Below are 16,374 nucleotides of genomic sequence, written 5' to 3'. Positions count from 1 at the left end.
TATATAAATATTTTGACACAATTCTCACCACGTGATAATGTTAAGATAATGGAAAAAATGAAAATAATTCAAAATGAATAACCAGAGATGCTTATGAATGTATTTCTATATATTCGAAAATCCGGTTAATCGATGGTGATTTCGATGATGAAAAAATGCCATATTGTCTTTCTGGAAGACTCTGAAGAGGTACTCCGACAATCTCATCTCCTCGCGCCACTGGGAGCCGATTCTGTGCTGATCCGAGCGCCCTTCACAGAACGAGAGCTCGCTGTCGCACAGCTCGTGCGCCGTGACTACGAGATGGGCACGAAGGTCATGATGCCGCTGACCACGATTGAGGCGTTGAACGACGAGTGCTTTCGGAATTACCAAACTGTTCATGCGGATCAGTTGATCCTCAAGGTTGCCAGCTTCGGCACTCAGGAACAATACTTCGATCCAGGCGGGTTTCAACCAGCGGCAGACTTTGCCGTTGAAGCGGTTGAAAAGTGGCTACAGCGCTACCAGATGAGGCTCGACAGTCCTGTCGTTCTGCATCCAGTGCGCAACATGGTACTGCCACCCGCTACCTTTTATCAGGAATTGCTTCCAGCCCTGAACGCTTTGGATCTTCCGCTCTCCCTCGATTTGGGAATGGTGGTCGCTGATCTCCGCAACTGGGGCGAAGCACATCGGGAGGCCATCTTAACCGCAATTCGAGAGATCAGCCCCTCCATCGGATTGTTCTGGGTCTCCGGCGTGTACGATGCCGGACCTGCCGAGCTGCCCTGCGCCTGCCAACCTGTTGTGGACGAGGTATGGGAGCTCCTGACCACTTTGGACAAGCCTCAACAGGGTGTGGTCGTGATGACAGACCGCTTGGCAAGCGATGCACAATTTGAGCAGGACTTGCAGATTCTCACAAAATATTTGGACGAGGAGTGAGCGAACGATGACGTTACAAACTCAGCCGATCAGCAAGCAGGACTTGTTGATTCGCATGAGCATCGACCCCAAGTGGAGCCCGGACATTCCAGATGGGCCCTTCCAGCAAGCGGTACGTGAACTGGGTGACGAGCGCTTGCTCGATGTGAAAATGACCGCCTTGAAGGCCGAGCGCATCGGCCGCTGGCTCCAAATTTTCGGTGGGATCGAGTCGATTCTCAAGCATACGCTGAACAGACTGTCCGCTACCGGCGGTGAATTTATCGAGAGCGACCTGTTCCAAGCATTCCTCTCCTCCGAGTTCCTCTGGGATCCCCAATACAGTCTGCCCCACCCGGCAGGCTATGGACGCGGGATTGAAAAAGCGACGCCGTTCATCTGCTTCCTGCGAACAGTTTCCGGTCTCGATCAAGAGCTGTTGGAACTCGCCGAGTTGGAGTATGCGACATTCCGCTCCGCCTACCTCTTGCCGAACACTCCGCATACGGGGGAACTTACGACCCGCCTCTTCTTGTCGCAGGCCTCCTCGTTGCTTGCGGTCTCACACGACGTGCTCGCGATTCTTGAAAATAACGAAGTGGCCGTCATTCCGAAATGGTATGCGATCGCACCCGGCGGGCGCAGCTTCCGCATCAGTTCGGAGATTTATCACTATTTGCTCAAATTCGTCGATGGTCACACCATGCAGGACAACGCTTGGGAAGCACAAGTTGTAAAAATGGCGGTTTCCCTCGGGTTGTTGTGCAACGACCTGGGACAGTTTGAACACGAACGAGTCCAACGTTTGGTGAAGCAATAGCAGTCCTGCGTCTTGGTTCTGGTGAGTAATGCATAGCGCGCTAGATGAATTTCCAGCAACATATCCACTAATTGGAGGTAGAGAATCATGGAAAACAAAAAAGAACTCTCTTTGGAAGAACTGCAAGAAATGGTAGCACCGGGCTTTTTCGAAGCTGGTTCCAACGGTGAAATCACCGATGGCGTGCTCGGCTCCCTGTTGCGTTCGCGCGTCGACAACTAGTCGTTGACTTTCGCTACACCCGCTTTAGCTCGCAAGTCCGTAACAACCTGTAATTCGTGCACTTTTTGATAGACACCTAGCGCGCTATGCGTTACTCATCGAAAGGACGTTTGCTATGTCAGACTCTCGCCTACCTACTTTATTGCTGAATCAAAATCTCGTCCCGATGAAAGTCCAGCATGACTTTGTGCTCGTGGCGATTCGGGGGACTAATACCGAAACGTGGTTGCCGGCCGCTGTTTGGAAACGCATCGCTCCCTATCTGGGGGTGACCGCTTCCTTTGATGATCTCCTGGAGCCGGCACAACTTCAGTTGTTGCTGCGGTTGAACATGTTGACGCCGTCGGGGAAAGCGGAGGATCGAAAAAAAGGGCCCCTCCTCAAAGGGGTTCCTTTTTTCGGAAGAACGACGGGAACCGATCCTCAGGCAGAGGCTTCGATTGTCTGTGTGCCTTTTGATACAGGATCGCAGGTGTCGTTTGGGGCACGAAAAGGGCCGGAGCATTTGCGAATGGTCAGCCGTTACCTCGAAGGAGAGTGGCTCCCCGATCTCAGCGGATTGGTCGGCTGGTACATCCGTGATCTGTGGGGCGGGGCGTATACGCTGTTGCGCGGAGCTCGCCTGAATGCGTTTGTCGCCGAACCGGAAAAAGCGGTCGGGTCGACCGACTATCTTGAGCAGTTGACCCAGTCGTTGGTGGAAGAACTTCCAGCGAAGCAGTCGGTGTGGATGCTTGGTGGCGACCATTCGATCACATACGCCGGGGTTCGAGCTCTCGCGCGAAAAACGGGCAAGCCCGTCGTGCTGGTGTTCTTCGATGCTCATCTGGACGCCGCTCCTCCAGTGGAGCCTGTGCATAGCGCCAATGTCGTCGGTTGGTTGCTGGACGACCCGCAACTGGCAGCTGTGTATCAGATCGGAAATCGCGGTATCGTCCCCGAGGGACCGTCCCGTGTGCAGCATCCGAAGCTGCACATCGTCTCCTCGGTGCAGGACATTCCATTCTCTGCCTTTCAGGAAATCGCGGTGTACTGCTCCCTCGACCTCGATGTGTTGGACCCGAGTGTAGCACCGGCCGTCTCCTCACCCGTACCGAATGGGCTGCGACTGACCGAGTTGGACGAGCAATTGAAGTTCTTGCACGAACGGGCGCACATCGACGCTGGAGACATTGTGGAGTACCAACAGTCCAAGGATGAGGGGATGTTGACAGCGCAGATTGTGTTTCGATTGTTGCTGACAGGATTGGCGATCTCCACCGGACATCTGGAGCCGAGCAAAACTACGGAGGTGTGAAACGTATGTGCGGGATTGCTGGAGCAGTTCGTGTGGGCCAGCAGGGACAAGAGATTGCGGCACTCGGTTTGAATCATCTGCGGCATCGTGGCCCTGACCATTTGGAAGTGCGAGATGAGGGCGAAGCGTCACTTGGCGCTGTGCGATTGGCGATTCGGGATCGAAGCTCCTCGGCGCATCAACCGTTTGCACTTCCGGGCGGTCGTTGGATTGTCACCTTCAACGGGGAGCTGAACAATCACCAAGAGCTCCGACAGCGTTTCGGTGCCGACCACAACTGGGTGACGGAAAGCGATACGGAGACCATCGCCGTTGCGCTAGAACGTCAAGGATGGACGGTGTTAAAAGAATTGCGAGGGATGTACGCCATCGCCGCTTGGGAGATCGAGACGAGCAGCTTGGTGTTGGCCCGCGATTTTCCGGGCATCAAACCGCTGTACTACGCCCACACCGAGGACGGAGGCCACCTGTACGCGTCCGAATTTACCGCAATCCTCGCGATGATGCGCGCCTTGCAACAGCCGCTTACTGTCACACGGGATACGGCATTGGAATATCTGATGTACCGCGACACGCTGTTGCAACCGGAAACCTTGGTCGCTTCGATTCGAAAAGTCGAGCCAGGCTCGATTGTCCGTCTGCAACGAGACGGTCGCTTGGAGGTTGAAGCGGCGGACAAGCTGTGGCTGACGCATGAGAGTGCGAACCTAGACGCGCTGGAAGGGTACTTTGTGCGTGCCATTCAGGAAACGATTGAGGTCGACCAGCCGATGGGGATGTTCGTCTCCGGAGGTGTCGATTCAAGTACGGTATTGGCCGAACTGGTTCATCAAGGGGCACAAGTGGAGGCGCTTACGTTGCGCTATGAGAAAACGGGTGAGTTCTCGTTTTCGGAGTTGCCGTTTTCGCGCTTTGTGTGCAACACCTTGAACGTTCCTTTGCACGAGCTAACTCTGACCGAAGAGCGCTTTTTGGAAGTGTTGCCGACGGCAATCGGTCGACAGGACGGTTTTTCGATGGACCCGACAATCGTTGCCTATCACGAACTCGGGAGGGCGGCGGCGGAAAAAGGGTTGCGCGTGGTGGTCACCGGGACTGGCAGCGATGAGATTTTTGGCAGTTATGAATGGTTGCACACGCAGTCTTTTGCTGAATTTGATGAGTGGATGGCGTCCTCCAAGACGCGAAGCTTGCTCGCGGTGGGGCAGGACGAGTGGACAAGCGCGCATGCCTGGAGCCGAGAGCGGAGGCAGATTCGCTTTGAACAGTTCCAGCATGACGGCTTGAGCTTAGCAGATTCGATCCGGATGTTTGGCATGTTCCACTTGGAAGCGGACGCTTTGCCTCGTGTCGACTTGGGCACGATGGGATCGTCTGTCGAAGCTCGCGTACCTTTACTGGATCAGGCATTCGTGCGGCTGGCGCTGTCCTGCTCGCCAGATGTGAACAAGGAAGCGCTACGCAAACTCGCCATCGACCGCATTCCGCCGGAGATTCAAAAAAGGCCGAAGTGCGGGTTCCCGCACCCGGTATTTTTCTGGATGAAGCACGGCAAGCTGGCCGGTCGTGTGCAGGAGTTGCTGATGAGCGACCCATTGGGGGATCTCGTCGATAAGACTGCGGTCGAGTCGTTTTTCTCAGATGAGCGGTCGTTGTTGACCTCGCGTCCTCCGTTGGAACTCTACCAGACGAGCAGCGCGATGTGGTACCTGTACGCGTTTGCGCTGTGGTGTGATCAAAATGGAATTCGCGTAGCCAACAGGGCTGCGACGACAAGTGTGAGGTGAATCTCGTGAGTGAACGCAAAAAGCAAGGTTGGGACATTCCGTTCTTGGGCGTTGGGGTGGCGTGGGAGGAAGATGAGGAATACATCGACTTCATCACACGCGATCTCGACCCGAGCAGCACTTATCTGGAAGTGCATCTCCCAACTCCAACTGCCAAGATCCCGAAAAACTTCCCGATCGTCGCCCATTGCAGCACACTGGGCCTCGCCGACTTGCGCGAGCCGTCTCCGGAACTGTTGGCAGATGCTTTTCACCAAGCGCAACGGCTCGGAGCTCATTGGTTCGGAGATCACATTTCCGTAGTGGGAACGACTGACGGTGTGCGATTCGGCTATCTGTTCCCGCCGGTGCATGACGAAGGCTTGGAAGAGCGCGTTATCCAACGGGTCTGTGACTATCGAGAGCGTTATGGCATGCCGATCGTGATCGAGCTCGGGCCGCGCTACAGCCCATGGGGCGAACGTGATGCGCTCGACGATTATCGCCTTTTGCGCAACATCTCGGTTGGCGCGAGGACGCCGATCATCTTGGACATTCCGCATACGACCTCGACTGCGAACAGCTTTGGCATGTCTTTTGAATCGATTCTGGATGAATTGGACGGCGCGCATGTGATGGAATTGCACATCGGGGCCAGCGGGATCTTGAATCAACGCAGCTCGATGACGTTCGAAGATCGTTGGCGGCAGGTGGAAATTTGCTTGGAACGCTTCCCGCAAGTGCGCGGCATCACGGTCGAGCTGGGACGCAATGTGAAGCTGGATCGCTACCGAGAGTCGATTCTGCGCGTGACGGAGAAGCTTCAACAACAAAAATCCAAACTAGGAATCTGAGGAGGGCATACTCATGGCAACGTCGATGATCGGATTGAGCCTACAACCAGCACCTGCACATGTGCAAGATGACATTCCTCGCCAGTTGCTGGCTTTGCGCAATCTGAAACTGCTGGGAATGCTCGGTCAAGCTCTGCAACAACAAGGGGCTCAATGGCTGAACGAAGCTGTAGAAGCGATCAAAGCGCTAGATGCGGCAAAACGCGATCACCTCTTGTTGCATCCGTCCGTCTTTGTCTGGTGTGAAGCGGTTCGTACGGCGGAACCAAGCGGCAGCGAGTGGAGTCGATTGCTCGCTGAAGGGTATCGGGACATCGTGTTGCCGCTGTGGTTGCAGAACGGATTCGTCGCGTCTGAAGGCCAAGTGGCACTTTCCCAGAATCGTGTGGGGCAGACCTACCTCGTCCGCCGTTGGGTAGACCTCCCGTTAGATGTTCTCGACGATCTCATGACCGCGCAGTTGAGCACCGATTCCATAACGCTGGTCGGGGCGAAAGGGAACGTAGAGCTGGAGCGTCAGGTGTTGCTGGATTCGTTTGACGAGTTTCAAGAGGGGATTGCGCTCTCGACCGATATCGAGTTGCGCTATGACGTGGATTCTCCGTGGCTAGACCGCTACATCCCGTTCCTCAGCAGTAAAGAGCTCGGCATGGATCGAGACGTCAAGGTCGCACAAGATCCAGCTGACGAAGTGGTAGCCAACATGCGTCGCGGCGCGGAGTTGGTCAAAGAGTTTTGGCCGGAGATGTACGCGGAATTGCGCGGCTATGTTCGTCGCTTGGTGCTGGTAGAACGACCGGCACCGATCTCGTTTTCCGATTTCCGAGCGCATGGCACGACACTGTACGCGCACAACCCGCATACGCCATTGCTCTGGGCGGAGTGGATCGTGCACGAATCCAGCCATTTGCGCCTGAACGCGATGATGAGCGGTCGCCCGCATATGTTGAACGATATGAGCGAACGGTACAGCTCGCCTTGGCGTCAAGAGCTGCGGCCCTTGTTTGGCATCTATCACGGCTGTTTTGTACATGTCCGCGTGATGGAGTTGTACAAGCAATTGCTGGCCAATTCGAATCTGTATCGCGAAGAGTTGCTGGCAGAACTCGCGGTGAAGCAGGAGCAACTGGTCAAAGGCTTGGCGATGATGCGGGAACATGGCAAGTTGACTCCCGATGGCGAAGAGCTTATGTCGCTTATGGAGTCTTATATTCAGTAAAATAATAAAATGGCCTCGCGTTTTCGTGAGGTCGCTTTGTTCATTTAGGCACAGGGAACAGACACAGGAGGAGATGCAATGATTTTTAGCGAGTACCGTCCGATTTTCCGCAATCGCAAGTTCATGTTCTTGGCGTCGACCGAGTCGGCTTCTCGACTGGGGGACATGGCGCAAGGGATTGCTTTGGCCGCTTATGTTTATACAGTTTCTGAATCCTCGTTTATCTTTGGGCTGTTTTTGCTGTTGCGCTTTGCTCCGCAGTTTTTGTTGCTCCCGTTTGCTGGGGCGATCGCTGACCGCTTTTCACGGCGGAATTTAACGACGATCATCAACTTGCTGCTTGCACTTATTTCTATTTTGATGGCGATCTATAATCAATCGACGCTGTGGATTCTCTCCTTGGCCTTGTTGGCAGGGATCGTGGTCTTGCCGTATCGACCTGCGATGGTCTCCAGCTTTCCCGCATTGCTGACCGATGAGCAGTTGCCGATTGCGAATGGTTTTCTAGGCGTCCTCAACGGCATCGGTCGCGTGTTGGGCGCTGCGATTGCGACTTATGGTCTGCTGAACGATGTGGTGGTGTATGTCTTGCTGTTCAATGCCCTGTCCTTTTTGGCGGCGGGGATTGCCTCATGGCTCGTATTGCCGAAAGTCAACTGGGCGGAACAGACTGGTGAGGCAACTGCAGACGCTGGGGAGGTCGAAGAGAGCACAGGAGCCCAACCGACTCTCCGCGACTGCATGGCGTACCTTTGGCAGCATCGTACGATACGCATGTTGATTGCCGGGGCGACTTTGCTCTGGGGGGCACTGAGTTTGTCAGATGTCTTGCTCGTTCCGGTACTGGGCTCGATGATGACCGATGGCGAGAAATACTACGGGATTTACCGCTTTGTGGCGGCGATTGGGATGGCAGTCGGCGCTTACTTCTCAGTCCATTGGCAAAAATGGTTCGTCCGGCCCGGCCGTTTGGCATATGGATATGCGGTGCCGTTGCTTTTGATCTCCTTGGCGACGATCGGACTTGCACTTTGGCCGCTCAGCGTCGGATATGCGTTTTACTTTGTGATCTGGATTGCCATGTTCTTGCCCTCGACGTTGCTTGAAGTAGAGTTGATGCGCACGCCCAGTTCGATGCGAGGACGGGTGATCGCCTTGGCCGATGCGGTTGATGGCACGCTGTTCATTGCTCTGGCGCTGTGCTTGCCGCTGATTTCTGGCCCGGACAGCCAGTCGCTTCTGTCGTACAGCTCCCTGCCGTTCCTCGCGGTCGCCTGTATCTGGCTGATCATGTGGGCAGTCCAAGCGTTATTCCCGTCTGCTAAACGCAGTGCATATAAGTCTTGAGAAAAAGGGACAGGCCTCCAATTTGGAAGCCTGTTCTTTTTAGACTTTGAGTTCCTCTTCCAGCAGTTCCGCAATCTTTCGCATCGCTTCGGGTTCAAATGAGAAGCGGACACCAGCAGCTTCATAGACCTCGCGAACGGAACAGGTGCGCCCCAGACTGAGGGCATATTTGAAGCGTTGCAACGTGCCTGCCGGGTCTTGGCGATAGTTGTACCAGATCTGCAAGGCACCGACTTGGGCGATGACGTACTCGATATAATAGAACGGAAATTGGAACAGGTGTCGGAGATAGCGCCATTGGTTTGCCATCTCCTCATGGTATCCGTCCATGTCGAGGATGCCGTTGTATGCATAGGTCAGCGTCTGGAACCGGGCAGCGCGCTCTTCAGGTGTGTGCTGAGGGTTCTCGTACAGCCAGTGCTGGAAGCTGTCGATCATCCCGCCGGAGGTCAGCAGGTACAGGATGTTGATCAAGTGGTCGCGCTTGGCTTTTTTCGACTGTTGCGGGTACACGATGTCTAAGCAATCAAAACAGAGCAGTTCCATCGTCAGAGCTGCCAGTTCGGCAGTTTCATTCGGTAGTTGCTTGTGATGCGTGAGCGGGAGTGGGTGGCATAACGTCTGATGAATGCAGTGACCTATCTCGTGTAACAAAAACATCGGGTCTTGCGGCCCTCCGGTCAAATTCAAATACAGAAAAGACGTTCTGCTGACAGGCAACGGAATGCAAAATTGCCCGGCCGCTTTTTCTGGACGTGCCGCGAGATCATAGCTGCCGCGCTCTCGAACTTGTCGGAAAATCTGTGCGAAGGAAGGGTCTACGGCATCTAGCACCGCGTCGATCTGGTCGAGTAGGATGTGCGGGTCTGGGGAGCTTGTGACTGGGGAGGTGTTCTGAGGTGTGCCAAGCGTATCCCACGGGCGGTAGTCGGGACAACCGAGTGCGCGTCGGTGTTCGTCCTCGATATGTCTTTTCAGTGGAAGGATGTAGTGTTGGAGAGATTCGTGGAGTATGAAAAGTTCCTGTGGAGTATACTCTCGCTCCAAACTCTGAAAGACATAGTCTCGATAGTTGGAAAAGCCCGCCCCGATCGCAATGTCGTGTCTGACTTGTAGCAAGGAATCGAACACACTTTCAATCTCGTCTTGAAACGGTCGTCGGGCTTCTTGGATCGCGGCCCACGCGCGTTTTCGAATGTCGCGGTCAGCACTGCGCAACCAGATGTCCATCTCAGCGACTGTGGTCGCGGTGCCTTCCCAGAGCACGATGGGCTGGCTGTAGAGGTGCAGATAGTCAGCTTTGAGCGACTCTTCCTCCCGCAGACGCTGTTCATTTTCCACTGCATAAAGGGTGCGAGCGTTGCGTTTGCTTGCCAGATAGGAACCGTATTGCGAGGGGTCGAGCTCATGAAGGAAATCAAGACTCAGCATCTTGGTAGTGAGCAGACCGCCGAGTTTGTCTAGCAGGGGTCGAACGACCTGCTGATCGTAGAGAAATATGTTGCGTTTCTGCTCGTTGTTCAAGTCCAATTGATAGTCCAGGTAGTGCCCAGACAAGGTCTCCGCAATCGCCTCTTGCAACCGGGACGTATCTCGCAACCAATTTTGCAAGTCATCCACCGTATGTAGTTCGCAGTTGAGCAAAGGCAGGTAGCGCTTTAGAATCGCGTTTTGCTCCATATTGATCTGCTGATAATCGATCATATCTGCACCCCGTTTCGGTCACGCCTCGATATGGGTTTTTCATAGAATTGTATCTCCGTACTACTTCTCGTGGGGCGGTCGGTATCCTTCCCAGCTGGCCCGCACGGAACGCAAGCTCTGTCAGATCGCATTCTGCACATAAAAGAGGAGCCATCCATAATGGAGGGCTCCTCTCTGACGTTGAGCAATCGAGTCTGCCATGTTTTCAAGCGGTGCTCCATCGAGACGTGAGAAGTCGGTTCAGCGAGGCGATCAATCAGCGTCTGCCATCTGCTCTTGCAGTTCATCGCTCAGCTTGCACAAGTTGGACAGCTCCTCATCAACCTGTTCCGCAGCTGTGATCTGACTGTCGCTCATCGCCGAGAGCTCTTCCATCGCGGCCATCTCTTCCTCGATGACCGCTGCGATTTCGTTCATTTCGCTGGCGACGGAGGAAGAATCCGTTTTGATCGCGCCCATCATTCGATTCATCGTCAAGATATAGTGGAGCAGTTGGTCGATCAGCCGGTGCATCTGGTTGAAATCGTCGGCGAACGCATCGACATCTGCGGCCGACCGCTTGGCCACTTCCTGTCCGCGCTCCACCTGTGCGAAATTGATTTCGCTCTCCTGATGAATGGTCGACATGATCGACTGAATTTCTTCGGCGGCGAAGCGGCTTTGTGCAGACAGCTTGCGAATCTCGCTGGCAACGACAGCGAAGCTTGCACCGTGCTCACCCGCCCTTGCCGCCTCGATGGAAGCGTTCAAGGCAAGCAGATTGGTCTGGTCGGCCACCTGCTGAATCATGTTGCTCATTCCCTGCGCTCGGGCGGCCGATTGTTTGAGCGTGCCCATCGTCAAAACGATGCTCGCCATCGCCTGCAAGATCTGTTGGTTGTGCGCCTGTAACCCGATCACCTTCTGCTGGCTTGCCGACATCGCCTGTCCCGTGATGTCCGCATTTCCCATCAGCTCTTCTGATGACTCAAGAGCGGTTTGAATCGAGCGATCGATGTTTTGCAGATTGGCCTCCATCTGCTCGATCGAAACGATCTGGTTTTCCAGTCCGGCGGTGACCTCTTTGAAAGCGTGACGCATCTCTTGGTTGGTCTGCACATTCGTTTCCGATTTGGAAGAAACAACGCGCGAGGTGGAGCGGATGTGATCGGACAACGATTTTACATCGCGAATCAGATCGTAGAGGTTGTTTGCTTTGCGCTGTTTCTCCGCTTCCAGCTGCGCTGTAATCTTTCGCTTCGAGTGAATCTGCAAGATCGTTGCGCTGGAGGTCAGGATCAGGAACATCGCATGAATGAGCAGCATGAGGAAGGAATATTGATCTGTGCCGAACACGAGCTGAGGGGTGACAAAAAACCCGAGCAGATGTTGAATGGCAAAGAGACCGGTCATCATCGAGATAATTCGTACGTTTTCATAATAGGCGGCTGCGGCGATCACCATAAAGATCGAAAAGTGAAACTCGACAGCACCACCGCTGCCGCTGATCATCGAAAAGCTGGCGAAAGTCAGGGTAAGCGCATTGATCCAAGGCAACAGGGGATGCTCTCGATTGCGGAAAAATGAGTAGACACCCGCCAAAAAGAAAACAAAAGGCAGCAAGAAAAGCGCATTTTGTCCCCCGAGCAGGAAAGAGGTTTTTTCCAATCCGGTTCCGTGGCCGACCGCATGATGGAACGGATCGAAGAGTCGGGTTACGGTGAAAATCAGTACATTTAGCAGAACTGCCGTACCTGACAAGAGGAGCATCAGTTTATTTTTCTTGTCTTGCATGAGAAGAAGGACACCCTTTCTGTTCGTGAGCTAAGGAACGGTGAACTTGTACTCTTTCAGAATACGACAGCGATTTGAAACATTTTTGAACTTGTGTGCGAAGATGAGCTTCAACCAGCGAGACACGACGCTTTCTGCCAGTCGCCGCGGATGGTGCGAACTTGGTGCAACAAAAAAACATAGCCTGGTTGATCACCAGACTATGGTCGCATCGCTTCCAATTGAAAACCGAGTCTTCAAATCTTGTCCCGTTTGACAGAGAAGGAACGACCTCTGTCATCTCCTGCGCCGTTTTTGACCGAGGTGGCTGCCTGCCGACTTCACAAGGTGCTTACCCCGTAATCTGGTAGACGCACCGCTTTTGACCGGCGATGATGTGCTCGATCCGCTCGATCGTGACATCTTCGCCGAGCACCGCTTGAAACAGCTCGATCTCTTTGTTGCACAGCCCTGCGCAGGCAGCGGCGGCCGTGCAGATCGGGCAGTGTTTTTCGATCAACAGGTAGTGATCGGCGCGCTCTGTCTGCAGGTCGGCCATGTAGCCCTCGCTTGTGCGCAGCTCGGCGAGCACTTGCAGTCGCTCCTGCAAGGAGCCATTCGCTGGCATCGCGTTCCGGTAGGCAGCGATCTGCTTCTGATTGCGAACTTCGAGCAGCTGTTCTAAGCCCGCATCGCCAAAAGCTTCTAAGACGGAGCGGAGCAGGGTGAGCGTCAACTCCGCATAGCCTTCCGGAAAAAAGCTGTTGGCAGCTGCTGTCAATTGCCACAGCTTGGCCGGTCGGCCGACCGCGCGCGCTTCCTCCTGGTAGCTGATCAGCCCGTCCGCTTCTAACGCATAAAGATGTTGGCGAACCGCCATCCCAGAGACGCTGAGCTGGTTGGCGAGGGCGGTCGCATCTAATGAACCCTCCTGTTTGAGCAGACGAATGATCTCCTGCCGCGTGCGAGGGTTTGATTTCTTTTCTGGCTTCTCACGTGTCATGATCTTTCCGCATCCTTTATCGAACATGATGGAGAACAGCAAAGCTCAGTCCAATCATTCTCTTCGGCTACATTATAAAGAAAAATCTTGACAAAATCAATTTCAAGCTCTACCATGACGTTTATAAAGAAAAAGATTTAGAAAGTATTTCTACTTCTCGATCCGAAGCTTCTTTAGGTAAAGGTGGTTTTTTCATGGTGGAAACGGAAGGGATTTGGAGTGGAAAATTTCGCAGCTTGACCATCGGAATCATCTTGGTCGTGATGGCGGTCGCGTTTGAAGGGTTGGCGGTGACGACAGTCGCGCCTAAGATCGCGAATGATCTGCATGGGATTGAGCTATATGGATGGATTTTCAGCGGGTATCTGTTGGCGCAGATCCTCGGGACGATGGTTGTCGGCCAACAGATCGACAAGCGCGGTCTGGCTAAGCCGTTTACGATTTCGCTCTTGCTGTTCATCATCGGCATCGTCGCGGGGGCGATCGCTTCGAACATGACGGTGCTGATCCTAGCGCGCGCTCTGCAAGGCTTTGGCTCGGGTGCGCTCGTCACCTGCGTCTATACGAGCATTTCGGTCAGCTATCCGGATCGGTTGCGCTCCAGGATGCTTGCGGTGTTCTCCAGCGCCTACGTGCTGCCCGCGCTGGTCGGCCCTTATGTGGCAGGCGTGGTGGCGCAACATATCTCTTGGCGATTCGTCTTCTGGGGCATTCTGCCCTTTTTGTTCTTGGCGGCAGTGTTGACGCTTCCCGTGTTCCTTCGCCTGACCGGAACCGGCAACCAGCAGAGCACCGGGAATGCGCGGGCGTGGCTGGCACTGGCTCTGACCATCGGGACGGGTTTGCTGCTGACCGGCCTGGGCATGTTGCCGCAGATCGTCGGCATCGTGCTGTCAGCTGTCGGACTGTTGATCATGGTGATCCCTTTGCTCCGACTGCTTCCGAAAGGAACGTTCCGCGCGCGTTCTGGGCTGCCTGCGATCCTCGCGTCGCGCGGTCTGTTCATGGCCTGCTATGTCGCGATGGAAACGTATCTCGTGCTCGCGCTCACCGAGGTGAAAGGGTATGCGACCGACATGGCCGGGCTGATCGTCGCTTCGGCTGCGCTCAGCTGGTCGGCGGCGGCGGCGATCCAAGCGCGGATCGATGCGCGGGATCAGGGGAAAGGCAGGCGGACGCGCGTGCTGGTCGGGGTGCTGCTGATGTTGGTCGGCATGTCGATCAACGTTTGGGTGCCGAGCATCAACCTGTTTTTGGCGCTGGCAGGTCAGATCATCGCCGGCTTCGGAATCGGCCTCGCCCATCCGACGAGCGGAGCGATCGCCTTTCGCTATGCGGAGCCAGGCTCGGAAGGAGAGGTGTCTGCCAGCCTGCAGTTTGCAGACGCTTTCACGCCAGGCGTTGTCGTCGGTCTGGGCGGCGCGATTCTGGCGATCTTCCATTCGCTCGGCACAAGTCAGGAGATCAGCATCTCGGCAGTTCTCGGGTTGCAAGTGGTGATCATCCTGTTGAGCCTCGTGGCAGCTTTTCGTTTGCCTCGGGGGTCAAATCGTTCCCCATCCGCCTCGTGAGAGCTTGATAATCTGCGCGAAGAGACCTCAGTGCACCACGAGGTCTCTTTTTTACGCGCGGATGATCGGGAAGCTCGATCAGCTTGTAGGCAAATTATCGAAAAATATTATATGATAATGAAAACGGAATAACAAAATTTAAAGTTTATTCATATAATGTCAAATCAGGAAAGGAAGCTGCGCGATGGGTCGCTTTCAACAGAAGCAGAGCATGGCAACAAATGATCGCTCCACCCCAAATAATACAGTCCAACGAGCGCAGGCGCCCACCCTCTCGCTTCAGGGTGGTGGAATGACGGCCAACCGAATTCTCCAAATGCAAAAGGCGGTCGGCAATCAAGCGGTGATGCAGATGTTGCGCAATCGGCAGATGATGTATTCTGCCTCGGCAGGGCTTCCCGCTACGCCGATTCAATTGAACAAAAAGCCGGGTGAAACACCCGATTCGGTCGAAACGCTATTGGCCCGCCGCTTTAGCACGATGGCTGGCGAAGAATCCAATATGTATCAAGAAGATGAGATCTTCAATGCGATCGAACACTTTTTGCTGGTATTTGCTTCAAATGTCAATATGGCAGTCCCTCCGCAAACGTTGATCCAGGTTGCGAAGCAGGCGATTTTAAAGGCGATCCTCGCAGTGCCCTTCAAAGATGAGATCGGATTGCAGATGCTTCGCGACAAAGTGATGGTTGAAACGAGAAACCTGTGGCAGGCCACGCCTGGGATCCAACAGCAATATGATCTGGACCTCGTGATGACCAACGTGGAGAGCACCGTGGAAGCTGCGGTGCGCAACGCACGGCTGGGCTTATTGTTGGATGAGACGCGAATCAATAACCCTGAACTGCGCGAAGCGCTCACAGATGCGGATCATGGGAATCGAGCGATCGATTATCGAGCGGCTGCCAGAGCGTACCTCGATCGCCACGAAAGCAAAAACCAGCTCCGCGAATTAGACCCTGATGAGAAAAAGGCGCTCACAGATCATCTATTAAACATGGATGTGATTCAGGACATCCTATCGGGCGCGGTCGATGACAAGGTGAGAGCGGTAAGCAATCCAAGTGCGCCGAACTGGTTTCCGCCAAACTATGACAGTCAGGATGGTTCGTCAGTCGATAATGACACGAAAGATCGCATCGTCCAAGCGTTTGTCAAGATCATCAACATGGTGGAAAGCGGCCAACTGGAGAAAGTTCCTGTTCCCAACGTCGTCGTGAACAAAGACCCGTCCAAGCTGGAGGCGCTTCGCCATTTAAAATTGAGCGATCTCGCAGGATTCCGCGCCTACTCCAATCGCAGCACTCGGCAGATTGACATCGCATTTAAAGAGAAGATTGCGGTCATCGTGCACGAGATTGGACACCAACTCGAATATTTTCTGCCGACAGACGTCTGGTTGGACATCCAAGACCTGCTGCGGATGAGGCATCAAAATGCGGTGGACAAAGGGGATCATCGAGATGTGTTAGAAAAGATCAACCCGCTTTTCCCAAGCTTTTTAGATCAAGAATTTGGGGATGAGGCAAAGTTTAAAGGGGAGATGCCCGCAACGAAAAACTACTCGGCAAAATATTACGATTCAGGAAACACAGAAGTGATGTCGATGAGCATGGAGTTTTTAAGCGATCCAGCGAAGACGCTCAATTTGCTGGAGAAAGATCCGCTTCAGGCGGCGATCGTGCTTCGAGGGATACAACCGACAGACTTTGAAGCGAAAGTGCCTGACGATCTGAAGCGATTGTTGCCATTCCGCGATCCTTATCAGCTCAAAGCGCTGGCCGAGATGGAATCGATGATCCCTCCGGTAAAATTCCCGGAATGGGGCAATGTGGAGATAATTGAGGACTACTTTAAAGTATAATGAACAGACAAAAGCCCTTGCAGGACAAGGGCTTTTTCTGATCATGGAG

The 16,374-nt window shown here is 54.1% G+C and carries 13 protein-coding genes; 10 read left to right on the top strand and 3 right to left on the bottom strand.

Translation table 11 applies throughout. The features are described 5' to 3' along the window. Window positions 1–234 precede the first annotated feature (234 nt). From ACFSOY_RS11385 to ACFSOY_RS11350, 8 genes are all read left to right on the top strand, one after another. Window positions 235–927 (top strand): hypothetical protein, encoded by a 693-nt coding sequence (locus ACFSOY_RS11385; protein ID WP_386046668.1) that lies wholly within the window; start codon window positions 235–237, stop codon window positions 925–927. Window positions 928–934: 7 nt separating this feature from the next. Continuing rightward, entirely contained in the window at window positions 935–1,726 is a 792-nt protein-coding gene (locus ACFSOY_RS11380; RefSeq protein WP_386046667.1) for a hypothetical protein, read from the top strand. 87 nt (window positions 1,727–1,813) lie between these two features. Continuing rightward, complete coding sequence (locus ACFSOY_RS11375) at window positions 1,814–1,948, top strand: hypothetical protein (protein ID WP_386046665.1); 135 nt, start codon at window positions 1,814–1,816, stop codon at window positions 1,946–1,948. Window positions 1,949–2,063: 115 nt separating this feature from the next. After that, the gene (locus ACFSOY_RS11370) at window positions 2,064–3,245 is read left to right on the top strand and encodes an arginase family protein (protein WP_386046664.1); all 1,182 of its coding nucleotides are present in this window, start codon (window positions 2,064–2,066) and stop codon (window positions 3,243–3,245) included. Window positions 3,246–3,250: 5 nt separating this feature from the next. Continuing rightward, entirely contained in the window at window positions 3,251–5,032 is a 1,782-nt protein-coding gene (gene asnB, locus ACFSOY_RS11365; protein ID WP_386046663.1) for an asparagine synthase (glutamine-hydrolyzing), read from the top strand. Window positions 5,033–5,037: 5 nt separating this feature from the next. Beyond that, window positions 5,038–5,865 (top strand): multinuclear nonheme iron-dependent oxidase, encoded by an 828-nt coding sequence (locus ACFSOY_RS11360; protein WP_386046661.1) that lies wholly within the window; start codon window positions 5,038–5,040, stop codon window positions 5,863–5,865. Window positions 5,866–5,878: 13 nt separating this feature from the next. Next, a complete protein-coding gene (locus tag ACFSOY_RS11355; RefSeq protein WP_386046659.1) occupies window positions 5,879–7,084 on the top strand; it encodes an aKG-HExxH-type peptide beta-hydroxylase in 1,206 nt (401 codons plus the stop codon). Window positions 7,085–7,162: 78 nt separating this feature from the next. Further along, window positions 7,163–8,431, top strand: coding sequence for an MFS transporter (locus ACFSOY_RS11350; RefSeq protein ID WP_386046657.1), 1,269 nt, complete (start codon window positions 7,163–7,165; stop codon window positions 8,429–8,431). 39 nt (window positions 8,432–8,470) lie between these two features. On the opposite strand, the gene ACFSOY_RS11345 is transcribed toward ACFSOY_RS11350, so the two are convergent. The 3 genes from ACFSOY_RS11345 to ACFSOY_RS11335 all read right to left on the bottom strand — a co-directional run bounded on the left by ACFSOY_RS11345 (window position 8,471) and on the right by ACFSOY_RS11335 (window position 12,890). After that, window positions 8,471–10,135 (bottom strand): M3 family oligoendopeptidase, encoded by a 1,665-nt coding sequence (locus ACFSOY_RS11345; protein ID WP_386046655.1) that lies wholly within the window; start codon window positions 10,133–10,135, stop codon window positions 8,471–8,473. 252 nt (window positions 10,136–10,387) lie between these two features. Beyond that, a complete protein-coding gene (locus ACFSOY_RS11340; protein WP_386046653.1) occupies window positions 10,388–11,908 on the bottom strand; it encodes a methyl-accepting chemotaxis protein in 1,521 nt (506 codons plus the stop codon). A 331-nt stretch (window positions 11,909–12,239) separates the two neighbouring features. Next, on the bottom strand, window positions 12,240–12,890 hold the full coding sequence (locus tag ACFSOY_RS11335) for a helix-turn-helix transcriptional regulator (protein ID WP_386046651.1): 651 nt from the start codon (window positions 12,888–12,890) through the stop codon (window positions 12,240–12,242). 194 nt (window positions 12,891–13,084) lie between these two features. Here ACFSOY_RS11335 and ACFSOY_RS11330 point away from each other — a divergent pair, with 194 nt between their 5' ends. Together ACFSOY_RS11330 and ACFSOY_RS11325 are read left to right on the top strand one after the other, a co-directional pair. Continuing rightward, complete coding sequence (locus ACFSOY_RS11330) at window positions 13,085–14,461, top strand: MFS transporter (RefSeq protein ID WP_386046649.1); 1,377 nt, start codon at window positions 13,085–13,087, stop codon at window positions 14,459–14,461. Between the two features lie 184 nt (window positions 14,462–14,645). Continuing rightward, window positions 14,646–16,325 (top strand): hypothetical protein, encoded by a 1,680-nt coding sequence (locus tag ACFSOY_RS11325; protein WP_386046647.1) that lies wholly within the window; start codon window positions 14,646–14,648, stop codon window positions 16,323–16,325. The last annotated feature ends 49 nt before the right edge of the window (window positions 16,326–16,374 follow it).

The organism is Tumebacillus lipolyticus (assembly GCF_042682745.1).
Lineage (GTDB): Bacteria > Bacillota > Bacilli > Tumebacillales > Tumebacillaceae > Tumebacillus_A > Tumebacillus_A lipolyticus.
The sequence above is the reverse complement of the archived record's forward strand: the minus strand, read 5'-3'. Positions and strand labels throughout refer to the sequence as shown.